Source organism: Clostridium sp. 16K-1-R1 (genome assembly GCF_023921145.1).
GTDB classification, from domain to species: domain Bacteria; phylum Bacillota; class Clostridia; order Clostridiales; family Clostridiaceae; genus Sarcina; species Sarcina perfringens.
The window spans coordinates 2,036,790-2,058,358 of record NZ_CP046515.1; the positions used below are offsets into that span (position 1 = coordinate 2,036,790).

General features: G+C 26.7%; 21 protein-coding genes. 3 read left to right on the plus strand and 18 right to left on the minus strand.

Annotated features, from left to right (window positions below; genetic code table 11):
* Positions 1–32 precede the first annotated feature (32 nt).
* The 3 genes from GOM42_RS08850 to pulA form a co-directional block, all read right to left on the minus strand.
* Positions 33–1,094: a PRK06851 family protein gene (locus tag GOM42_RS08850; protein ID WP_003468071.1), complete on the minus strand. Its 1,062-nt coding sequence runs from the start codon at positions 1,092–1,094 to the stop codon at positions 33–35.
* Positions 1,095–1,304: 210 nt separating this feature from the next.
* On the minus strand, positions 1,305–2,294 hold the full coding sequence (locus GOM42_RS08855; protein ID WP_110016179.1) for a polysaccharide deacetylase family protein: 990 nt from the start codon (positions 2,292–2,294) through the stop codon (positions 1,305–1,307).
* Positions 2,295–2,514: 220 nt separating this feature from the next.
* The gene (gene pulA, locus GOM42_RS08860; RefSeq protein ID WP_011010505.1) at positions 2,515–4,482 is read right to left on the minus strand and encodes a type I pullulanase; all 1,968 of its coding nucleotides are present in this window, start codon (positions 4,480–4,482) and stop codon (positions 2,515–2,517) included.
* Positions 4,483–4,657: 175 nt separating this feature from the next.
* Between pulA and lepB the strand changes: the two genes are divergently transcribed.
* The gene (gene lepB / locus GOM42_RS08865; protein WP_003456000.1) at positions 4,658–5,194 is read left to right on the plus strand and encodes a signal peptidase I; all 537 of its coding nucleotides are present in this window, start codon (positions 4,658–4,660) and stop codon (positions 5,192–5,194) included.
* 55 nt (positions 5,195–5,249) lie between these two features.
* Here lepB and GOM42_RS08870 read toward each other — a convergent pair whose 3' ends face one another.
* From GOM42_RS08870 to GOM42_RS08885, 4 genes are all read right to left on the minus strand, one after another.
* On the minus strand, positions 5,250–6,095 hold the full coding sequence (locus GOM42_RS08870; RefSeq protein WP_003455868.1) for a hypothetical protein: 846 nt from the start codon (positions 6,093–6,095) through the stop codon (positions 5,250–5,252).
* Between the two features lie 108 nt (positions 6,096–6,203).
* Positions 6,204–6,473 carry an ATP cone domain-containing protein gene (locus GOM42_RS08875; RefSeq protein WP_110016178.1) on the minus strand — a complete coding sequence of 90 codons (270 nt, stop codon included), beginning with the start codon at positions 6,471–6,473 and terminating at the stop codon, positions 6,204–6,206.
* Positions 6,474–6,667: 194 nt separating this feature from the next.
* Entirely contained in the window at positions 6,668–8,683 is a 2,016-nt protein-coding gene (locus GOM42_RS08880; protein WP_110016177.1) for an LTA synthase family protein, read from the minus strand.
* Between the two features lie 301 nt (positions 8,684–8,984).
* Positions 8,985–9,935 (minus strand): aromatic acid exporter family protein, encoded by a 951-nt coding sequence (locus tag GOM42_RS08885; RefSeq protein ID WP_003449684.1) that lies wholly within the window; start codon positions 9,933–9,935, stop codon positions 8,985–8,987.
* Positions 9,936–10,082: 147 nt separating this feature from the next.
* Here GOM42_RS08885 and GOM42_RS08890 point away from each other — a divergent pair, with 147 nt between their 5' ends.
* A complete protein-coding gene (locus tag GOM42_RS08890) occupies positions 10,083–10,724 on the plus strand; it encodes an undecaprenyl diphosphate synthase family protein (RefSeq protein ID WP_003476384.1) in 642 nt (213 codons plus the stop codon).
* A 4-nt stretch (positions 10,725–10,728) separates the two neighbouring features.
* Complete coding sequence (crtI, locus tag GOM42_RS08895; protein ID WP_003476382.1) at positions 10,729–12,228, plus strand: phytoene desaturase family protein; 1,500 nt, start codon at positions 10,729–10,731, stop codon at positions 12,226–12,228.
* Positions 12,229–12,259: 31 nt separating this feature from the next.
* Here crtI and GOM42_RS08900 read toward each other — a convergent pair whose 3' ends face one another.
* The 11 genes from GOM42_RS08900 to GOM42_RS08950 form a co-directional block, all read right to left on the minus strand.
* Positions 12,260–13,951, minus strand: a complete 1,692-nt coding sequence (locus GOM42_RS08900) for a diguanylate cyclase (RefSeq protein WP_025648307.1) — start codon at positions 13,949–13,951, stop codon at positions 12,260–12,262.
* A gap of 59 nt (positions 13,952–14,010) precedes the next feature.
* The gene (locus GOM42_RS08905) at positions 14,011–14,145 is read right to left on the minus strand and encodes a cyclic lactone autoinducer peptide (RefSeq protein WP_003449588.1); all 135 of its coding nucleotides are present in this window, start codon (positions 14,143–14,145) and stop codon (positions 14,011–14,013) included.
* Positions 14,146–14,165: 20 nt separating this feature from the next.
* Positions 14,166–14,810, minus strand: a complete 645-nt coding sequence (locus GOM42_RS08910) for an accessory gene regulator AgrB (protein WP_003476387.1) — start codon at positions 14,808–14,810, stop codon at positions 14,166–14,168.
* A gap of 1 nt (position 14,811) precedes the next feature.
* Positions 14,812–15,273, minus strand: coding sequence for a hypothetical protein (locus GOM42_RS08915; protein ID WP_110077279.1), 462 nt, complete (start codon positions 15,271–15,273; stop codon positions 14,812–14,814).
* Between the two features lie 16 nt (positions 15,274–15,289).
* Positions 15,290–15,856 (minus strand): DUF5317 domain-containing protein, encoded by a 567-nt coding sequence (locus GOM42_RS08920; RefSeq protein ID WP_003472492.1) that lies wholly within the window; start codon positions 15,854–15,856, stop codon positions 15,290–15,292.
* Positions 15,857–16,007: 151 nt separating this feature from the next.
* Positions 16,008–16,511 carry a VTT domain-containing protein gene (locus GOM42_RS08925; RefSeq protein ID WP_003455962.1) on the minus strand — a complete coding sequence of 168 codons (504 nt, stop codon included), beginning with the start codon at positions 16,509–16,511 and terminating at the stop codon, positions 16,008–16,010.
* 314 nt (positions 16,512–16,825) lie between these two features.
* A complete protein-coding gene (locus GOM42_RS08930) occupies positions 16,826–17,821 on the minus strand; it encodes a calcium/sodium antiporter (RefSeq protein WP_003476386.1) in 996 nt (331 codons plus the stop codon).
* Between the two features lie 129 nt (positions 17,822–17,950).
* Entirely contained in the window at positions 17,951–19,030 is a 1,080-nt protein-coding gene (dinB, locus tag GOM42_RS08935) for a DNA polymerase IV (protein WP_252597647.1), read from the minus strand.
* A gap of 141 nt (positions 19,031–19,171) precedes the next feature.
* The gene (locus GOM42_RS08940; protein ID WP_003455975.1) at positions 19,172–19,804 is read right to left on the minus strand and encodes a peptidylprolyl isomerase; all 633 of its coding nucleotides are present in this window, start codon (positions 19,802–19,804) and stop codon (positions 19,172–19,174) included.
* A gap of 177 nt (positions 19,805–19,981) precedes the next feature.
* Complete coding sequence (locus GOM42_RS08945) at positions 19,982–20,386, minus strand: DUF3785 family protein (protein WP_025648309.1); 405 nt, start codon at positions 20,384–20,386, stop codon at positions 19,982–19,984.
* 116 nt (positions 20,387–20,502) lie between these two features.
* Positions 20,503–21,333 (minus strand): Cof-type HAD-IIB family hydrolase, encoded by an 831-nt coding sequence (locus GOM42_RS08950; RefSeq protein ID WP_003455945.1) that lies wholly within the window; start codon positions 21,331–21,333, stop codon positions 20,503–20,505.
* Positions 21,334–21,569 lie beyond the last annotated feature (236 nt).

Sequence of the window (21,569 nt, forward strand, 5' to 3'; positions counted from 1 at the left end):
TGCTCTGCTTTTTTGCAGAGCACTTTTTTAGTCTATTCAAATAAAAATTCTAAAACACCTTTTGCTTCCTTATGATTAAATGCATTATTATAAATATCATCTAGCTTATTTTTTACTTCTTCTCCTTTTAATAAAAAAGCCGTTCCCTTTGCCACTTGATTTTTGTAATTTAAAGCAATCTTTTTAATCTCTTCTTTGTGAATTTTATCAACATCTCCATCAATATATGTTGTATAAACATCTATTATTTCATCATCTTCCCTACTTGGGAAATATTCATGGGGAGCTGTGCTATCAAAAATTGCAAAGTTTAGCTCTCTACTTATAACCATATCCTTACTATCTGGATCAAAGCCACAATTATAAACTTCCACATCATACCCTAATTCCATTACTGCCTTAGCTATTTTCTTTAACATAGTTGACTTTCCTGTTCCAGCTCTTCCTTTTAAAAAGTATCTTTTTACCCCTTCAGTTATGCTAGGAACAGAATCCTTAGGGCCACTTGGTGTTGCTCCACCTAAATATCTTTCAACACACTTACCCTTTGACTCTTTCTTAACTGCACCATCAGTTAGTAAAGAAATAACATGCTCAGTAAATTTATTTGCCTTTTCAATATTTAAGTAAGGGAAATAAATATCTTCCCAATAATCATGTATCTTCAAAGCCTTTTCGTATTCTTTATGGGCATTTTCCATACACTCTTTAAATTGTTCCTTTAAAAATTTTATAGTCTCTTCATTTTTTTCTATTTCATCTTTGTCTAAAAATACATCTAAATCTATAACTTCAATATTATCAATAGCTAAATTCATAAATCCATGAAGAGGTGTTCCATTTATTACTGCAATTTCTTTTTCTCTTAGTATTACCCCTTCCATTTCATTATTGTCTATAGTGCTAACTATTCCTTCTAAACTTAAAGTATCACTATATTCATCTATAAGTTCCTTTATAATGGCAGTTTTAAATATATTGCTACCTCCATTTAGTGAATAAATTTTCTTGACTCCTTGAAATATAGAATTATAAAGTGGTCTAAATCCTTTTGCTGTGTTTCCTGCTCCATAATAATAAACTACATTTTTCATTTTCTTCTCCTTAATATCAATATATAGCTCTTAACTTATTATATTTTTAAATTTGTAAATAAGTTACAGCAAAGAAGAGAGCTGATCTTATTTTTATAAAATCAACTCTCTTCTTTATATTAAACAATCTTTTCTTAAATCCTTCTTATATATTTAATTAAGTATTAATATTTTAAAATTTAATGTATGTTTATTACTAATAATTTATCTTTACTTTGTTTTATTGTCAGTATTTTGTGAACTATTAGTTGCATCTGAAGAATTATTTTCACCTACAGGTGTATTTTTTATTACTTTAAATGCATACCCATGTTCTTTATAGAATTTAATTATTGCAGGTAATGCTTGTACAGTTTCTTTCTTAGCTGCTGCATCATGCATTAATAAAATTACATGATTTAAAGTATTAATATTTTTAGCTGAGTTTTCAACATATTGCTCTACTGTATAATGTCTTCCAGTTGCATCACCAGTTTCTGCATCCCAATCTATACTAACTATATTATCCTTTGCAAAAGCCTCATCTAAAGCTTTTAAGTTAGGATCTCTATAATATCTTCTAGACATATATCCACCTGGCATTCTAATTACTCTAGCATTAAAGTTTTTTCCTAATACACTTTTCATTATTTCATTAGTTTCATTTAATTCGCTCATAAATTTATTTACATCAACTGAATTTCCTGGATACAATGTTTTATAATTATGTGAAAAACTATGACCAGCTACTGCATTTCCTTGATCAATTTCTTGTTTTAATAACTCTTGATTTTCTTTATTATCCTTTAAGGCAGATCCTATATCAAAAAATGTAGCATGTACATCTTCTTCATTTAAAATCTTTAATATTTCCCTTGTATTTTCACTTGGACCATCATCAAAAGTTAAAAATATTTCTTTATCATTATTTGAAGCTTTTCCTTCAAGCATTTTTTCAACTTCATCTGCACTAACTGCATAAGAATCTGCAGCATAAATTATATTTCCATTTGGCATTATGTCTGTTGGTTTTGGTTTTTCCTCTTCTTTTTTAGTTTCCTCTTCCTTAGCTGATGCTAAAGCCTCCTTATTAGCTTTATTGCTAATTAGTGATTTAATTCCAAAACCTACTCCTGCAATTACTACAATACCAGCTACAGCAACTGCTATTCTTCTTTTTAAATACTTATTATGTTTTCCATTTCTTACTTTGTTACTCACAAAATTCATCTCCATGTCTATATAAATTAAATTATTAACCTCTCATTACTTATAATAAAACTTTACAAAAATATTTTTGTTACAAATTGTTTAAATTTAATTCATATTAAATTAAATAAGAAAAATAGAGCTATATGAAAATTTCATAATCAGCTCTATTTTAAACAAGTATCTGTATCAAAAGTTATTTTATTGCAACCTATAAACTTTATAATTCTATTTAATCACTTAATTTTTTAAGAACACATGCTGACTTTCTTATTATATCATAAAAATCTCTAGCTTCATCCCTTATTTCTTTTCCTGAAAATTTATTATTAACCATAACTCCCCAAAGACCCTTAGGAAGGTTTATTTTAACTTCATTATTATTACTATTAAAAACTACTATGAATTCATTATTATGATCTTTTAATCTATAAGCAACTATACCCTTTTTCTTTATTCCTAACTCACTCTCTATAAATGAAATTTTTTCTCTTATTTCTTTGTTACTTTCTAACCTAAATAAAGGATATTCCTTTCTTAATTCAATTAATCCCTTATAGTATTTAAATAAATCCATATACTTTACTTTTCTAGTCCAATCAATCTTGTTTACAAAGTCATTAGAATTATAACTATTTTCAATAAATTCTCCTTTTTCATTAGTCTTAGTTCTTAAAAACTCCTCTCCTGAATGAATAAAGGGTATTCCTTGAGATGTTAAGAAAATAGCAGCACTTAACTTATTCATTTCTATTATCTCTTCTTCAGAAGCATTTTCACATACAATTTTAAGCTTATCGTGTAATGTATTGTTATCATGGGCTGAGCAATAATTTACTGTCTGATAAGGTTCATTTGCCCAAGGAGAATCTGAATAATTTACTTTATTATAATCTACTCCTTCATGATAAGTAGAAGCTACTATTCCAAACTTTATACTCTCTTCAAAGTCTTCTCCTCCATTTACGAAGCCTCCTTCTTTAAGATGTGCTACATGTCCTTTTATCCCATCTCTCATATCATCACTAAAAGCTGCTATTTGTAATTTATCAAATTTACTTATATTACATTTAAAACAAGCTTCTTCTTTAGGCAGTGGAGAGTCTCCTCCATTCCATCCTTCTCCATATATTAATATTGAAGGATCTATTTTATTTAATTCTTCTCTTATTTCCTTTAAGGTTTCAATATCATGTAATGCCATTAAATCAAATCTAAATCCATCTATGTGATATTCTTTTGCCCAATACTTTAATGAATCAACCATATATTTTCTTACCATAAGTCTTTCTGATGCTAATTCATTACCACATCCAGAACCATTAGAAAAATTACCAAAGTCATCTTGTCTATGATAATATCCTGGGTAAGATAAATTTAAATTAGAGTTTTCTCCTGAATAAGTGTGATTATACACAACATCCATTATAACTCTTATTCCTGCTCTATGAAGTTTAAGTACCATTTCCTTAAACTCTTTAATTCTAACTTCACCTTTATATGGATTTTTAGAATATGATCCTTCTGGTACATTATAATTTACAGGGTCATATCCCCAATTATACTGCTCTTCATCTAATCTCTCCTCATCAACTGTTCCAAAATCAAAGGAAGGTAAAAGATGTACATGGGTTATTCCTAATTCCTTTAAATGATCTAAGGTTGTTTTTACTTCTGTACCAGGAACTTTTGTATTTTCTTCAATTATTCCTAAAAACTTTCCTCTATTTTCTAAAGAAACCCCTGAACTCTTATCAATCGAAAAATCTCTTATATGCATTTCATATAAAATTGAATCTAAGGGATTTTCAAGTGATGGTTTCTTTTCATTTTCCCATCCCTTAGGATTAGTTTTCTTCAAGTCAATAACCATAGCTCTATACCCATTAACTCCTAAGGCTTTGCAGTAAGGATCAACAAAATCATGCTCAAAATCTTCTCCTACAATATGGTACTTATAATAAACTCCATTTAAATCTCCCTTTTTTACTATTTCCCAAAGTCCATTACTTTTTTTATGAAGCAAATCTCTTTCTATTAAACTCTCTGTATTCCCATCTCTGTAAAGTAATAATTCTAAACTCTTAGCTTCTGGTGACCATACCCTAAAAATAGTCTCTTCTTTATTATAAATAGCTCCAAGTTCTCCATCATAATAATACTTATCATTAAACTCTTTAGAATTAAAATTTCTTCTCATAAAATCCTCTCCCCAATTTCGGTAACGTTTCCAACTAACTGTATATAAATTACAACTAACTTAATTATATTAAAGTAGTAATTAAATTTCAACTTAAAGTTAATTATTAGTTCTTATTTGAATCCATAAAAAATAATCTAATAATATATTCTTAATATACATGAGGTAATAATTCATGAAATGCTTTAATTATATTTTAGATCTACCTGATAGCTTTTTTAAGATTATAATAACCATATTAATATCCTTAATTCTAATTTTAGGTTTCTTCTTAAACAATATATTCATAGCTGTTGTTGATGGCTCTTCAATGGAAGATACTATTCATCACGGTGATGTATTAATTATAAATAAAAAATCCTATTCCACTTCTTCTCCTAAAAGGTATGATATAGTAAATATTTATGCCCCTTGTAAATATGATAATTTTCTAGTTAAAAGAATCATAGGTCTTCCTGGTGATACAATTGAAATAAATAATTCTGAAGTATATGTAAATGGTGATAAAATTTATGAATCATATATAAAAGAAGAAATGAATCTTCCTTATTATTTAAAATTAAAAATACCTAAAGATAAATTCTTTGTTATGGGTGATAATAGGAATATAAGTTTAGATTCTAGATATTTTGGACTAGTAAAAAGTACTGATATTCAAGGTAAGGCAATATTTAAATATTGCTATAAGAATCATAAATTTAAACTCTTTTAATTTAAATTAAACAAACTAGAGAGAATAAAATATCACTCTAGTTTGTCATAAATTTTTAATTTAATTCTTTTTTAATTCCCTCTTTAACCTCTTTAACTTTCCATGATTCTTTATCTACTAAATACTGACATATAAATGCAGGCTCTGGCTTTCCTTCTGGATAATAGTATTTATTTACTATAAAACCGTAACTTCCATCACCTAAATCATATACTTCATCAGATTTTAACTCCAAATATTGATCTTTTTTTACTACACCAAGATTTTTTACAGTTTCTAAAGCTTTATTTGCTAATTCTTTATTATTTTTTTCAGAGAAATCAGTTTTTTCTTCTTTATTATTATCTTCTTTAACTATTTCCTTTTTATCAAGCTTTTCATCTAAATTCTTTAATTTAGAATTTCCACTTGCAATTAGTTCCTTAACATTTTCTCCTAAATAAGAAATATTTTTAAGAGATTTATTTAACAAATCCCTTGCTTCTGATATCTTACCTTCACTCTCTAAATCATTAACCTTTTCCATACTTGAGTAAAAGTCATCTAGTACACTCTTATCTTTACTTATTTCTTCTTTTAAACTAGTAATATCTTCTTTCATTAATTCTTTATTTTTATTTTCTTCTACTTTCTTTAAACTATCTAAAGCCACATCTAACTTAAACTCATTATATGCTTTATTAGATATTACATAATTATATGTTAAATCATATAAGCTTTCAGCTTCTTCTTTATCCTTTGAATCCTCTTCACTGGCCGCTTTAAAAATTGCTGTAGCTTCTTCATAATTTCCTTGTTTTATGGCAGCTTTACCTTGTTCTACTAAACTTTTATTTCCACACCCAACCAAAAAACTTAAACTAAATGCTAAACCTACAGCTACAACTATTTTTTTTATCATATTTTCACTTCTCTCCCCTATTTACCATTAATAAAATATACTCTTTACAAATAAAGGGCATGTATCAAAATAAGTTTTATTTGTTATATTTGATACAGCCCCTTTTAATTATTTTCTATATTTTACATATGCTCTTAAAACATCACTAAACTTCTCATTTTTCAATGTATCAATTACAACCCCAATAACTTCATAACTTGAAGTTTCTCCATTATCTTTTCTTATTGATTTTAGTGTTTCCTCAACATCTTTTGCAATTATATTTATATCTGATTTATTAAGTGTAAAATTTAAATCATTTGCTGCATTAGATAAGCTTGTTGATAATTTTTCAATTTTAAATTCTTCAATTCTTCCATCTTTTTTTATTATGTTCATAAATATCCTCCTGTTAAATTAGTATAATTTAGTAATTCTTAAATTAAGTATAACATTTACATTTTATTCTTAAAAGATAAATTTATGCTAAGAGCTAATAAATAAAAGGCTATTCTTAAAATTTTAAAATTATATGTTATGAATTTAATTAAAACCATATAATTTTTGAATAGCCTTTTATATGAACTAAACTACTATTTTATTTCTAATGAATTGCTACTACTTAGTATTTTATCATACTTTCCTATTTGACCAACTGAAATATTTTTAATATTTGAAGGAATTTCAGTAGTTGTTAATGTATTTTCATCTATAAAATTAGTTTCTTTAATCTTTCCATTTATAATAATTTTGCTCTTATAATTAAAATTATCACCAGTTACAGTTAATATATCATCTTTTATATCATAATTATTTAGAGTTATTTCCTTTAATCCCATCTTCATATTGGTTTTTTCATATTTATTTTTATTTTCATTTAGGATATATTTATTTCCAAATAGCATGTCATATTGAAGAAGTTCAAAATCTTCTTTATAATTCTCATCATCCTTACATGCATTATGGAAAGTAGGCATAACTCCTGCCACCATATTAAGCTTTTCTAATATATATGTTGTAAACTCCTCTGCTTCCATATTTACATTTTCCTTTGGTAAGCCAATGTTATCCCATATAAAGAAGTCAGCTAAATATTTATTTCCATCTTTTAATACACTCTCATCATCATTTATTATCTTTAATGAAGGTAGATGATCTCCAAACATAGCGATTACTGTAGGCTCTCCTGAAGATTCTACATAATCTAAAAGTTCTTTTATGTATTCATCAACCCCTCTTAATTTATCTATGTAACATTGAAGTTCATTTTTTTCTTCTTGATCTAAATCTCCATCCACTGTATAATTTTCAAAATCTGAAGAAGAATATCCTCCATGACTTTCTACAGTTACATTATAAATAAACTGAGGCTTTTCATTATTAGATATTATATCTTCTATAGGTTCTATGTTTAAAACATCCTCTGGATATTGCCAATCAGCATTAGTAGGTTTGTCCATATACTCCATAGATATATATTTATCAAATCCTAAGTTAGGATACACTGTGTCTCTATTATAAAAATTTCCTTCGTAATTATGTATAACATTTGTTCCATACCCATAATCATGTAATATATAAGCTAAACTTTCAACTGGCTGTTTTTTAAGTATATTATTGTTAGGTATTTCACCTACTGGTAAGTAATCAGTACTTAATCCAGTTAGTACTTCAAATTCACTTCTAACAGTTCCCCCTCCATAAGTAGGCACCTTTAAAAAGCCATTTGTTGATTCACTAGCTATTTTTCTAAAGGTTGGTATAGGGTCCTCTGTAAAAGTTAATCCATTTATTCTATCTAAATCCATAAATGATTCTAATTGAACAATTATTATATTAGGAAATTCTGCTGGCATAGCAGATGCCATTTTAGTATCATTACTAGCTAATTGTGCTTCTTCAATTATATCATTCTTTATTTTCTCAATAGATGCCTTATTGTAATCACTTGGCTCTTTAACCTTAAATCCTGCTGCAGTATCTAAAAATGAGTACATAAACCCATTTCTCTCATAGGAAACTGGCAAATCCCATCTATATACTTCTATACTCCCTTTTGCATTTCCATAAAAAGCTCCTACAGCCAAAATAGATAATGGTAAGATTATAAAGCCATATAGATTAATAACTTTATTTCTACTTTTATATCTTTCACTAAACCATAACAATACTAATATTGCAATTATAATTACTAAGGCTATAACAGCATATTTTAAAATATTTAAGTTTAAATAATTTCCTGCTATAGCTAAACCTTCTTTAAAAGAAAACATATCTGCCCATATAAGTGGTGTTCCTCTAAAGCCTAGTATTACTCCACTTGCCATATAAAAGCCCATAAGAATAGTGCTTATTATTCCATAAACCATTCTAGTCTTCTTAAAGAAAAAAGCTATTGAAGTAATCACCAAAAATATTAGATAGTTTAATAGAAATACTGTTGTTTGATTATCTAAAAAATCCTTTCCATTTTCAATAGATCCTCTATGAAATGACTCCCCTAAAAATACTAATAGAAAAGATAGAGTAATCCAAATAAATACGTTAATCCCCAAATTCTTCAAAGTTTTTTTATTTCCTAAAACCTCTTTAAAGTACTTTTTGTTCATTTTATGCCTCCCTTAGAACGAATGTAACAAAACAAGACTTAATTAAGAATTAAATTTATAAATCTATATTGATTATTCTAACTTATTTAAGAATTTTATGCTATTTTAATTTTGTTAATAATCGTTAAATGAATATTAATCATATTTACTAATATAATATATTTTGCATATAATTTTATTTATTGTATTTTATTTCATCATAATTATAGCCAAACTTTATATTTTTAACCTTATTAATAGTAAAACATGTAAGTTTATCTAAATATTTTTATCTTAATATTTATATTTAAATTATAATTTTTTATTTTATATAACATTGATTTTTTGTTTTTATAAAGATTTCTAAATCATTAATAAATTGAAATAACATAGCTCTATTTTCAAACTCTTCTCTGGTTACTGGAAGTTCTTGTTCACTTAACTCTTTTTTTAATCTATTTAATCTATTAATAAGAATATTTACATTAACTTCTTTACCTATTACAGAGGCTACCTCTTCTGTAAAATTAGCAACTAGTTCAGTTTGTTTTACAGTAATAGATATTCTTGAAAAGTGTTCTCTCATGTACTTTAACATTTGAAATTGAACTTCTCTCATATCTATGTAATGCACATAGTACTTAACATCTGAAAACAAATAGTTATTAAAATTATCATTGGCTCTTTTTTTAGCTAACTCTATTCTATTTTCAAGTTCATCAAAAAGTCTTTGTTCCTTTATTGAAACACTATGTGTTCTTAAAGAATATGCCATATCCATAAATATCTCTTTTATTTTTTCAGATATATAATCTATATCTTCTTTTATCTTTTCCTCATTCTTAGGCATATAACTATTTAATATTAATGCAACTAAAACCCCAACTAGCATAAGGCCTAGTTCATTTATTATCCAATATGAATTCACCTGTTTCTCAACTAATAAATGAGTTACTAAAACAGAACTTACAACAATTCCATCTGTCACTTTTAGTTTTACTGTTAAAGGTATAAAGACTAAAAGATATAATCCAAAAACAACTGAGTTAAACCCTAATGCTAAGAATAAAACTGAAGACACTATTAAGGCTATAATAACAGATTCTATTCTCTTTATAGCTATCTTTAATGATTCTCTTTTTGTACTCTGTATGCTAAGTATGGTTATAATTCCTGCTGAAACCCAGTAACTTAGCCCTAATTCCTTTGCTATTATCATAGCTATTACAGCGCCTATTCCTGTTTTCCAAGTTCTAACACCTATAAATCTCATTTTTTCAACTCCGTATAATTAACATTAAATTTTTCCATAAAATAATAATATAATTAAAATTTAAAATAATCAAATTTATGCATTTTATTTATTAAAATGGGAATACTTTCATTTGAATCTATTTTTAAGAAAGGGTTGAGACATATTATGAGAATTCCAAAACATATAGGGGTTATCCCAGATGGCAATAGACGTTGGGCTGTAGAAAATGGACTTGAAAAAGATCAAGGATATTTACATGGAATTGAACCTGGACTTGAACTTTTTAAACTTTGTCAAAAACTAGATATTAAAGAAATAACTTATTATGGTTTTACTACAGACAATACCAAAAGACCATCATATCAAAAAAAGGCATTCATAGATGCCTGCATAAAATCAGTAGAATTAATTGCAAATGAAGATTGTGAATTGCTTGTTATAGGGAATGATGATTCTCCAGTTTTTCCTGAAGAGTTAAAAAAATATACTAAAAGAACTACAATGGGCAAAGGTGGCATACGCGTTAACTTCCTTGTTAACTATGGTTGGGAATGGGATTTAAACCTTCTAAAAGCCTGTGACATTAAGAGTAAAAATATCTATGATAATATTCAATCAAAGGATATTTCAAGAATAGATTTATTAATAAGATGGGGCGGTAGACGTAGATTAAGCGGATTTTTGCCAGTTCAATCAGTTTATTCTGATATATACATAATTGATGATTTATGGCCTAATTTTAATAAAGATCATTTCTTTAATGCTCTTGAATGGTATAAAGATCAAGATATTACCCTAGGTGGTTAATTAAATGAGTCCAAATAAAAAAGCTATAATAGTTGGAGCTGGAATAGGTGGATTAGCTACTGCTGTTCGCCTTCTTATTAATAATTTTGAAGTAGATATTTTTGAAAAAAACTCTAAGATAGGTGGAAAAGTAAATTTAATTGAATACAAAGATTTTAAGATAGATTCTTCTGCTTCAATATTTATGCTCCCTAAACCCTATTTAGAAGTATTTAAATATGCAAAAAAAGACCCTAAAGACTATATAGAGCTTGTAGAATTAAATACTTTATATAAAGTGTTTAATGATATAGGAGATAGTTTTAATATTTATTCAGACTTTCTAAAAACTACAGAGTCCTTAGAAAAGGTATTTAATGATGAAAGTTCAAATTATTATAAATATATATCTGACTCCTATAGAAGATATCTTTTAGTAGAAAAATACTTTTTAAATAGGAGTTTTTTCACCTTAAATTATTGGAGATATTTTAAATCTTTACCTGAACTAATTAAAATACATCCTTTTAAAAATTGTTATAAAACCATTGAAGAATATATAAGTAATGAATATTTAAAAACCTTATTAGCTTTTCAATGCATGTATATTGGGGAGTCTCCCCTTAAAAGTTCTAATGTTTTTAATTTAATTCCATCAACCACTCAAATATATGGATTATATTATATTAAAGGTGGAATGTACTCTTATGTGAAGGCTTTAGAAAAATTAATCCTAGAACTTGGCGGTAAAATACATCTTAACTCAAATGTAACTAATATACTTATGGAAAAGAATGTAGCAATTGGAGCAAAAATAAACCATGAAAATATATTTTCTGATTTAATTGTTTGTAATTCAGATTTTACTTATACCATACAAAATTTACTTCCTAGAAGTACATTTAAAAATAAAATTTCTAAGCGAAAACAAAATAATTTATCCTTTTCTTGCTCTACATTTATACTACATTTATTTCTTAAGAAAAAATATAAAAATTTACATGTACATAATATAGTACTTAATTTAAATAAGAAAGAAGTTTTATTAGCTCCCTTTATAGATGGGCCCTTGCCAAAGGAATATATATATTATATCTATTGCCCAAGCTCAATAGATACTTCATTAACTCCTCCGGATTGTGAATGCATTAATATAACAGTACGTGTTCCAAACTTAAAAAAATATAAATCAAAATGGAATGAATCTACAATTGTTTCTTTGAGAAACAAAATCTTATATGACCTAAGTAAAATTAAAGGTTTAGAAGATATAAAAGAAAATATAATTTACGAAAGCTATACAACACCTCTGACCTTAAAAAATGATTTTAATTGCTTTTTTGGTGCAGCTTTTGGTCTTAATCATAATTTATTACAAACAACTATTTTTAGACCTCAGGCAAAAATAAAAAAACTAAAGAATATATATTTTGTAGGTGATTCAGTACATCCTGGCTCTGGAATATCAATGTCTTTAATCTCAGCTAAGCTATGCTGTGAAAAAATAATATCAGATTTTAGCTAAAATAAAAAGAGGTGTATTATGATACATCTCTTTAAAAATCTTGTATTTCATTTATATTTTCCTTAACCACTTCACTAAAAATACCAACTATTTCTGGATCAAATTGAGTTCCACTACATCTTTCTAGTTCTATTAATCCTTCATCATAAGTTTTTCTTTTATTATAAGGCCTACTTGAAGTCATAGCATCAAAACTATCTATTACAGTTAAGACCCTTGCTAAGTATGGTATTTCTTTCTCCTTTAATCCTACTGGATATCCAAAGCCATCATATCTCTCATGATGATATAAAATAAGAGGCACAACATTCTTTAAGGAATTTACTGATTTTATTATTTCTACTCCATCTTTAGGATGTTGCTTTAAAATCTCCCATTCCTCTTTAGTAAGTCTCATCTTTTTAGTTAATATTTCATTAGGTATATTTATTTTACCTATATCATGCATATAAGCTCCATATATTAACTGCTTTTTCTCATCTTCTGACAATCCTAATTTTTTAGCCATAAGTCTACTATAAATAACTACTCTTTCTACATGGCTATATGTATATTTATCCTTTGCATTTATAATACTTATTAAAGTTTTTATAGATGCTACAAGAGCATTTTCCTCTTCATTTAAATCTCGTTTTAATTCATCTAAAACAGATACATAAGTTTCAACTCTATTTTTATGGAAAAATTTAGCTCTATATAATGCATCATCAGCACATTTAACTAATTCTAGCTCACTTTTAGCTTTATCTGGGAATACAGCTATACCAACAGATACTGTAAAATTAGCATTAGGTTGATTTTCTTGTCCTTCAAAATATGTTTTTTCTACTTTATTTCTAATTCTTTCTGCAATTTTAGTTGCTTCCTCTTCTGAAGTATTAGGTAAAATTATTGCAAACTCTTCTCCTCCATACCTAGCTACTAAATCATTTTCTCTAGATATGTTTTTTAGAATTTTTCCTATTTTTTTTAATGCCTCATCGCCTTTTTGATGTCCATACAAATCATTATAATGCTTAAAATAATCTATATCCATAAATATTAATGAAAGTTTCTGATTTTCCACCTCACTAATATGCATTTTCTCTCTTAATTTATCATAAAAATATCTATGATTATAAACCCCTGTTAATCCATCTTCGTTAACCAAGGTTTGTAATTCCTTTATGTGATCATTTTCAGTTTTTACATAAAAACCTAATGTCCAAGCTGTTAAAACAAATACTCCTGCTAATATTAAATCATTTTGAAAATAAATATTTACATCAGCATTCCCTGAAAAAATCAAATCTATAGCTAAAATAATAGCTGATGACACTACAGAAACCACACATCCTCTATGCATGCCCCCCTGTATTGTAGATGTTATTATAATAAATAAAAATAAAAATTTATTATTACTAGAATTCCCTCCTGAAACTAATATAGCCATTATAAATATAATCATAAATAAAATTATTTCTATTAATTGTATCTTATTTATATGATCTTTATATTTGTTTAAACTAGCTAAACTCCAAAGTATGTAAATCGTTGATAATAAGAATATACTTATTAAAATTGATAATATACTGTAATACGCTAAAAATTTATTGTTATACTTTGTAAGATTAAAGGTGTATTGTAAAAAAGCCATAGCTGAAAATAATAATGATGATACTTTTACTATTGATAATATTTCATCAACTTTTTTCTTTTTATTATCATTTACATCCCTAATCATATTCTCCCTCTCTAATCTAGTATAAAATAAGGCCGGTTTAAAACCGACCTTTAGGTAAATTATTCATCTCTTAAAGATTTTGGTTCCTCTGGTTGGTGTGTAAACCAAAGACATGCTGAAGTAGCAACTGTTGTTGCAACTACTGTTGTTAATGCAGCAAATAATGTTAATAAGTTTTTGTTTAATTTTTTCATTTAACTCATCCCCTCAAGATTTATAATAATTTATTTGTAAAAGAATCTATAGTTTTTAACAATATATTTCCTATGTAGGTTAGAGTCATACATTGCCATGCTACTCCAAAGATTATACTTAACATAACAGGCTTAGCTAAACTCCATCCTGAATTATAATATAAAATTATACTTAATACTTCAATAAATAAATATATAGTTAAAATCTTTAAAGATCCTTTTTTCATGCGTTTTTTCTTCTTTTCGGTTTTTATTGGTTTATTTTTAGTATCTACTGGAGCAAATTTAAAAACTATAAAATATCCAAAAACAAAAATAACTATTCCAATAAACACTACAAGCTCAAAGTTCATTTTTGCAAAAAAACTACTTTTTATTAAAAAACCAATACATATTGAAATTATTATGCCTAATAAAGTACATACATTAGAGGATTCTGAATGTGCTCCTCCAGAGTATTTTCTAAGTATGCTTGCTGTAAATAAAAATATCAAAGCTTCTAAAGCTATATTAAACACTAATCCCAGTATAAATACTGAAATTATTGATATTAATGTTTGTATTAGAGCATAAGTTCCATACTGAATAATTTCTTTTCTTTCATTATCATAATTTAATTCACTAGAAACTTTTTCAGCTATTAACTTCGATATATTCTCAATCATTTTATCTCAACTTTCCTTTTTTTGATGCTATTAAATAATAATAAGTAACAATAACCATAAACATTATAGTAGATGGAATACCTAATATTGTTTTTGTAAATACATTTTCAAATAAATAATCAATATTTTCATTGAAAAATTTCTCTATAAATAATAAGTTTAAACCTTCACATAAAAATAAAATCATTAATATTGATATTGATGCTTTTATACTTACTATTAAATCTATTTTATTAACATTGAATGCTAAAAATATTAAAACAAATATGTTCAATATTGTATGAATACCATAATTTATAGGTAATAATCTAATTAAATAAACTACTAATACCAATATCAAACTTGAAATTAAATATTCCTTCTTTTCTAACTTTTTATTAGCGAAAGCATACATGGCTAACATCATCGTAAGAGCTTCTGGTATTCCCCTTACTAAAGTTTCAAATAAAGTTACTTTTAACATTCTTCCTCCGCTGTCACTAAGCAAATATATTCCTTTGCTTATATTCATTTTTCTCATTAGTTTTTTTAACTGTAACATATATTATTATGACTACAAAAACTCTTATAAGTATATCACCAATACTTAAAACACTATATCCTATATCTATTATGTCACTTAAATACTTATATTTTACTGTACTTGTTCCTATCATATGTATATCATTCACCTTTGAAATAGTATTAGGCTTAAGATACCCTGTTAAATATGATAAACTTGGGAAAACAGGCATTTCCCCACCATTAGCAGCCATTACAATATGATTTAAAAAAGTTCCTGCTAAAATAAATAACGATCCAATTAAAGCACTTACATACTCTTTGTACCAAAAGATAGGTATTAAAAACAAGTACATATATATACTTTTAAACCAAGGTGCCCATTTTACAACATCATAGTTACCCATAAATATACTTACCTGAAAGACTATATAAATAGCTTCAAAAATCAAAATAGGATAGATTGTCCAACTTTTAAAGAAAGGTTTTAAACTATATCCTTTTATTTTTGAAATTATTAATGCTATAATCACTGCTTCGATCATTATTTTACTCCTTTAACTAATTGTAAAGCTTTAACAAATTATTAAAACTTTATCCATTTAAATTAAATCATATAATTCATATTAAATCAATAATAAACACCCATTTTTTACAAAAAAAATTGAGCTTTTTTTGTTTTTAATGATAAATTTCTCATTTTTTGTTTGTTTTATCTTTTAATTTTTTTAATGTTAATAAAAATAAAATTAAACTTAAAACTCCAATAACAAGTTTTAAATTTTTTTGAGAAGCCATTATCACCCCATAACTAGCTAAAACTTCTAATAAAATAGAAGGTATTTTCCCTAAGAATGTAGATATTATAAATGTAAAACTATTAACCCTGCTCATAGCAGCAGCTAAGGTTACTAAACCTGATGGAATAAAGGGTATTAATCTTCCTTCAAAAATTAAAATCCCAACATTTCTCCCTTCACTCTTTACAATTTTATCTATTAATTCATACTTCCCTTCAATATTTCCTGCAAATTTATTTATACCTTTTCTATATACTTTAAAACTTATCCATCCCCCTATAACTTCACCTAATAAAGAAATTAAAAATCCATTTATAGGACCAAAGAATACTATATTAGCTCCTGTAACAAATACAGAGGGAACTATCCCAAGTAATGCTATAATTACACTTATAAACAAACTTATAAATATAGCTAACTCACTATATTGATTAAAAATATTTATTAAACTATTTATATTTTTCTCCTCCTCTACTTACATATTAAGGCTATTAATTATCATTTTAAGTATATCCTCCAAACTGCCAAAGTTTCAACATATTTTACCTAATAGTAATATTATTTATTTCTATCTAGCACAATCTTATATTCAATTTCCTATTTAATTAATAAAACTTTTTTATTTTTAGATATAATATTTGAAATAAAGGTCTACACTATATGCTAAATTTCACATAAAAAATAACTGTCTTAATTTAAGACAGTTATAAAAGATTAATTTCTCATTATTATATATACTGTATATCCAATATAAAGAGCTAAAAGAAATACCCCTTCATATCTAGTAAGTACTTTTTCTTTTTTCTTATTTAAGAAAATTAAAGCACCTATTATTAAAGTAACAATTATAAGGAATATTAAATCTATTGATAAACTTGCAGCTATTGTTATAGGGCTTATTACGGATGATAAACCTAATATTAATAATATATTAAAGGTATTAGACCCTAATATATTTCCAAGAGCTATATCATTTTCACCCTTTTTAGCCGCAACTAAGGAAGTAACAAGTTCTGGAAGAGAAGTACCTATTGCCACAATTGTAAGACCAACTAATTTTTCACTCAGTCCTAAGCCTAAGGCAATTGCAGAGGCTGAATCAACAACTATTTTTCCACCTAATATTATTCCTATAACTCCAACTATTGATAAAATTATATTTTTAACTGTGCTATTAGGTGACTTTATGTTTTGCTCTTCAAAATCTTCAAATTCTGCAGTTAACGCTACTTCATCTTCTTTTTTATTGCTTCTCTTAACTGTATATATTAAATATATTATATATGTTATGCACATTAAGACTAATACTGCTCCATCTATTCTAGATAAAGAATTTTTACTTCCTATTAGTCCAGTAAAAGTAAAAACATATAAAATAAAAGTTGCAATTAAATTCACTATAAAATCATTTTTTATTATGTGCTTCTTTATGACTAAAGGAGCCACAATGGCTGTACATCCTAAAGCTGCTAAAAGATTAAATAAATTTGATCCTAAAACATTTCCCATGGTAATATCATTGCTACCTTTTAGTGAAGCTGATATACTTACTGCAAGCTCTGGTGCACTAGTTCCTAAGGATACAATAGTAAGTCCAATTATAACAGCTGGAACTCCTAGCTTTTTAGCTATTCCTGAAGCCCCATCAACAAAAAGATCTGCTCCTTTAATAAGTAAAAGGAACCCTATTATTAGAAATATGTAGTTCATTAATTCCTATCCATTTCAAGTAACTTTATTAAATATAAATATTTTTTACAAATCATAAGTATAATTATACTATTTATTTAAATAATTTCTATAATATCGAAATTTGTTTTCATCTAGTTAATAATTTGTCTAAACATCAAAGCTTAACTTCTCTCTTTCTTCTGTTATTATATTTTCTTCTAAAGATGATATTGTTATTCCTAATAATCTTACCTTTTTATTTTTAAAATCAACTATGCTTATAAGATCTTTTACGCATCCCATTATTTCCTTCTTTTCTTTTAAAAAGTGTTCTAAAGTAATACTTCTTGTTATATGTTTAAAATCGTTAAACTTCACCTTTAAGGTTACAGTCTTTCCTTTTTTATTTAATAAACATAAACTCTCACTAACTCTTTCTGCTATTTTATCTAAAACCTCTATCATTTCCTCTATATCTTCTATGTCTTCTCTTAAGGTAATTTCTTTACCTATAGACTTTCTAATCCTGTATGGATTTACTGGTCTATTATCTAGTCCCCTAGCAAACTCATATAATATCTTGCCCCTGTCACTAAAAATATCTATAAGTTCTTCTTCAGAAAATTTAAGTAAATCCTCTCCCTTAAATACCCCTATATTATTTAACTTATTTTTAGTTACTCTTCCAACGCCAAAAAATTTTCCTATAGGTAAATTTCTTATAAAATCCTTTGAATTCTCCTCTGTTATTACTGTTATACCATCTGGTTTTCTAAAATCTGATGCCATCTTTGCTAAAAATTTATTAAAAGAAACTCCTGCTGAAGCAGTAAGACCTAGTTCTTTAAATATTCTCTCCTTTATTTCAAGGGCCATTAAGGTTGCAGAACCTTTGCATCTTTTGCTTTTACTTACGTCAACAAAAGCCTCATCTAAGGACAAGGGTTCCACAAGATTAGAGTATTCATTTAATATATTCATAACCTGTCTAGAAACTTTTTTATAAACCTCCATTCTAGGTCTTATAAAAATAGCTTTCGGACATAATTTATATGCAATTAAAGAGGGCATAGCTGAATGTATTCCGTATTTCCTTGCCTCATAAGAACAAGTTGCAACTACTCCTCTTCTATTTGGGTCCCCGCCAACAATCAACGGCTTTCCTTTATACTTAGGATTATCTCTCTGTTCAATGGATGCATAAAAAGCGTCCATATCTATATGAATTATCTTTCTATTCTCTTTCATAAAGCCTCCATGCAAACATATGTTCATTTTTAATTTTACACTAAGACTTTTTAAATTCCAATATTATAAAAGATAAGTTTTAAACAATAAATCTATTTAAAACTTATCTTAAAATATTATAATTAATAATTTAAAATTCCTTTATTTAACCTTTTCAGGCTCCTTATACTCTATTCCCTTTGTATCCACCTTAATTGATTCTATAACAACATCCTCAACTGGTTTATCATTTGCCCCTACTGAAACCTTTTCTATTTCGTGAACAACATCTAATCCCTTAGTAACTTTTCCAAATGCTGCATATTGACCATCTAAATGTGGTGCTTCTTTTGTAACAATAAAAAATTGACTTCCTGCACTATCAGGATTTTGAGACCTTGCCATTGATAATATTCCCTCTTCATGCTTAATATCATTTTCTACTCCATTAGAAGAAAATTCACCCTTTATCATATATCCTGGTCCACCTGTACCTGTTCCCTTTGGATCTCCACCTTGAAGCACAAACCCTTTAACTATTCTATGAATAGTTAAGCCATCATAAAATCCACTATTAGCTAAGCTTATAAAGTTATCAACGGTATTTGGAGCTTTGTTTGGATATAACTCTGCTTCTATAGTTCCAAAATTCTTAACTTCAATAGTAGCTACAGGTAATTTATCCTCTGGTATATTTTCCTTTGCCTTTTTACCTGTCCCTCCACATCCTATTAAAAGTAAAGATGCCATTGTAACTCCTACTACTATTTTGCTAACTTTCTTTAATAAACTCATTTTTATTCCCCTTTCTTAGAATTTATTACTAATATGTTTTAAATTATATCATCTAAACCATTTAAATTTATGTCATATAAGCTATTAATTTGTTTCTATATAATTAAATTTTCCTAAAACAAAAAAAGGTATGTATTCTTTTTTGTATTATAAGAATACATACCAAAAACTTTTTTATTATACTTCAAGTTCTTCAACTTCAACTGCGAAGTTCCCACAATTTTTACAAACATTTATATTAACTAAATAGCTCTTGTCTACTTTTTTATCTCTTAATAATTTATTGTAAGTAAGACCTTCATAAGCTTTTTCTATATTGCTTATTACAAACTTTCCATTCTTAGAATAAATAAACATATTAAACTCTAAAAATGGGAAGCTCTTCTTTTTTTCCTCTAATCCAAATTTACACTCTTCACAAGGGCCATCATAATAAGCTTTTCCAAAGCTAATCCCCTCACTACTATTTAATATTTCAAAAAGCTTATCTATATCAAAACCTTCAACATCTTCATTAAAGAAATAAAGCAATTTATCCTCTGATAAAGTATATTCTTTTTCATCAAAAGTGAAACTAAACATTTAATCATCCCTTTCTATGAACAATTCACATTTTATTATTATCTCTAAACATATTTAATAACTTTAAAGACAATATGTCAAACTAAATTTCTCTTTTATTAAACTCTTTATTTATATTACTCTAATATAAACTTCTCTATAGCCTTAGCAACGCCATCATTTTCATTTGTATCTGTTATATAATCTCCATATTCCTTAATAAAGTCTGGTGCATTTCCCATTACTACAGATAATCCTGCCTCTTCTAGCATAGATACATCATTTCCGCTATCACCAATGCATATTACCTCTTCTAGGCTTATTCCTAATTTATCTGCAAGGGCTTTAACTGCACTTCCCTTTGAAGTTCCTTTTTTCATGATCTCTATACATCCACCCCAAGAAGCATAAACTAAATCTACTCCTTCTAAAGCTTCAAATTCCTCCTTAGCTTCTTCTATATTAGGTCCACCTTCTTGTTTTATTATTATGAACTTTAATATATCTTCTCCATGTTCATCATAAGCATCTCTTAAATCATCATACTTGTAGAATTTTATTTTTTCTTCTTCATCTACCCAGCTATTCATAAGCCTATGACTATCATCCTCTGGAATATCTGTATCTGCTATTAGTCCATCTGTAGAGTCTACATAAGCTAAAAACTTATATTTGTTTATAATATCACATATTTTAAAGTAAGTTTCTCTGTCTAGTGTAGATTTAAATATTACCTCATCAGTATTTTTATCCTTTATATATGAACCATTTGAACAGATTAACGGTGCATTTACTCCTATTATATTCCCATATATTCTAGCTGACGGAAAAACCCTTCCTGTTGATATGGCAATATGTACTCCTTTTTCAATGGCTTTCTTTAAAGCCTCTTTATTTCTTTCACTAACTTTGTGATGAGAATCTAAAAGCGTACCATCCATATCTATACAAACTAATTTATAATTCATTTAATTCTCCCCTTTCTAAATTAAATTTTATATAGACTTTCTTTTTTAATCAAGATTTAATATATATCCCTTAAATAAAAGTAGCTATGTTATAACTTAAAATTCTATTTGTTATAAATCCTATATAATATTTTTCTAAAGACTTATAAAGTTATCTTCTAAAATAAAAAACTTATAAATATCTTCTGAGAACCTCTGAATTCCACTAAAAATTTAAGTTCATTCAAATATTCTCT

Bases quoted from the DNA above. Each gene is read 5' to 3' on its own strand.
- GOM42_RS08850 (WP_003468071.1), bottom strand. From the start codon at position 1,094: ATGAAAAATGTAGTTTATTATTATGGAGCAGGAAACACAGCAAAAGGA.
- pulA (WP_011010505.1), bottom strand. From the start codon at position 4,482: ATGAGAAGAAATTTTAATTCTAAAGAGTTTAATGATAAGTATTATTAT.
- lepB (WP_003456000.1), top strand. From the start codon at position 4,658: ATGAAATGCTTTAATTATATTTTAGATCTACCTGATAGCTTTTTTAAG.
- GOM42_RS08870 (WP_003455868.1), bottom strand. From the start codon at position 6,095: ATGATAAAAAAAATAGTTGTAGCTGTAGGTTTAGCATTTAGTTTAAGT.
- GOM42_RS08875 (WP_110016178.1), bottom strand. From the start codon at position 6,473: ATGAACATAATAAAAAAAGATGGAAGAATTGAAGAATTTAAAATTGAA.
- GOM42_RS08880 (WP_110016177.1), bottom strand. From the start codon at position 8,683: ATGAACAAAAAGTACTTTAAAGAGGTTTTAGGAAATAAAAAAACTTTG.
- GOM42_RS08885 (WP_003449684.1), bottom strand. From the start codon at position 9,935: ATGAGATTTATAGGTGTTAGAACTTGGAAAACAGGAATAGGCGCTGTA.
- GOM42_RS08890 (WP_003476384.1), top strand. From the start codon at position 10,083: ATGAGAATTCCAAAACATATAGGGGTTATCCCAGATGGCAATAGACGT.
- crtI (WP_003476382.1), top strand. From the start codon at position 10,729: ATGAGTCCAAATAAAAAAGCTATAATAGTTGGAGCTGGAATAGGTGGA.
- GOM42_RS08900 (WP_025648307.1), bottom strand. From the start codon at position 13,951: ATGATTAGGGATGTAAATGATAATAAAAAGAAAAAAGTTGATGAAATA.
- GOM42_RS08905 (WP_003449588.1), bottom strand. From the start codon at position 14,145: ATGAAAAAATTAAACAAAAACTTATTAACATTATTTGCTGCATTAACA.
- GOM42_RS08910 (WP_003476387.1), bottom strand. From the start codon at position 14,810: ATGATTGAGAATATATCGAAGTTAATAGCTGAAAAAGTTTCTAGTGAA.
- GOM42_RS08915 (WP_110077279.1), bottom strand. From the start codon at position 15,273: ATGTTAAAAGTAACTTTATTTGAAACTTTAGTAAGGGGAATACCAGAA.
- GOM42_RS08920 (WP_003472492.1), bottom strand. From the start codon at position 15,856: ATGATCGAAGCAGTGATTATAGCATTAATAATTTCAAAAATAAAAGGA.
- GOM42_RS08930 (WP_003476386.1), bottom strand. From the start codon at position 17,821: ATGAACTACATATTTCTAATAATAGGGTTCCTTTTACTTATTAAAGGA.
- dinB (WP_252597647.1), bottom strand. From the start codon at position 19,030: ATGAAAGAGAATAGAAAGATAATTCATATAGATATGGACGCTTTTTAT.
- GOM42_RS08940 (WP_003455975.1), bottom strand. From the start codon at position 19,804: ATGAGTTTATTAAAGAAAGTTAGCAAAATAGTAGTAGGAGTTACAATG.
- GOM42_RS08945 (WP_025648309.1), bottom strand. From the start codon at position 20,386: ATGTTTAGTTTCACTTTTGATGAAAAAGAATATACTTTATCAGAGGAT.
- GOM42_RS08950 (WP_003455945.1), bottom strand. From the start codon at position 21,333: ATGAATTATAAATTAGTTTGTATAGATATGGATGGTACGCTTTTAGAT.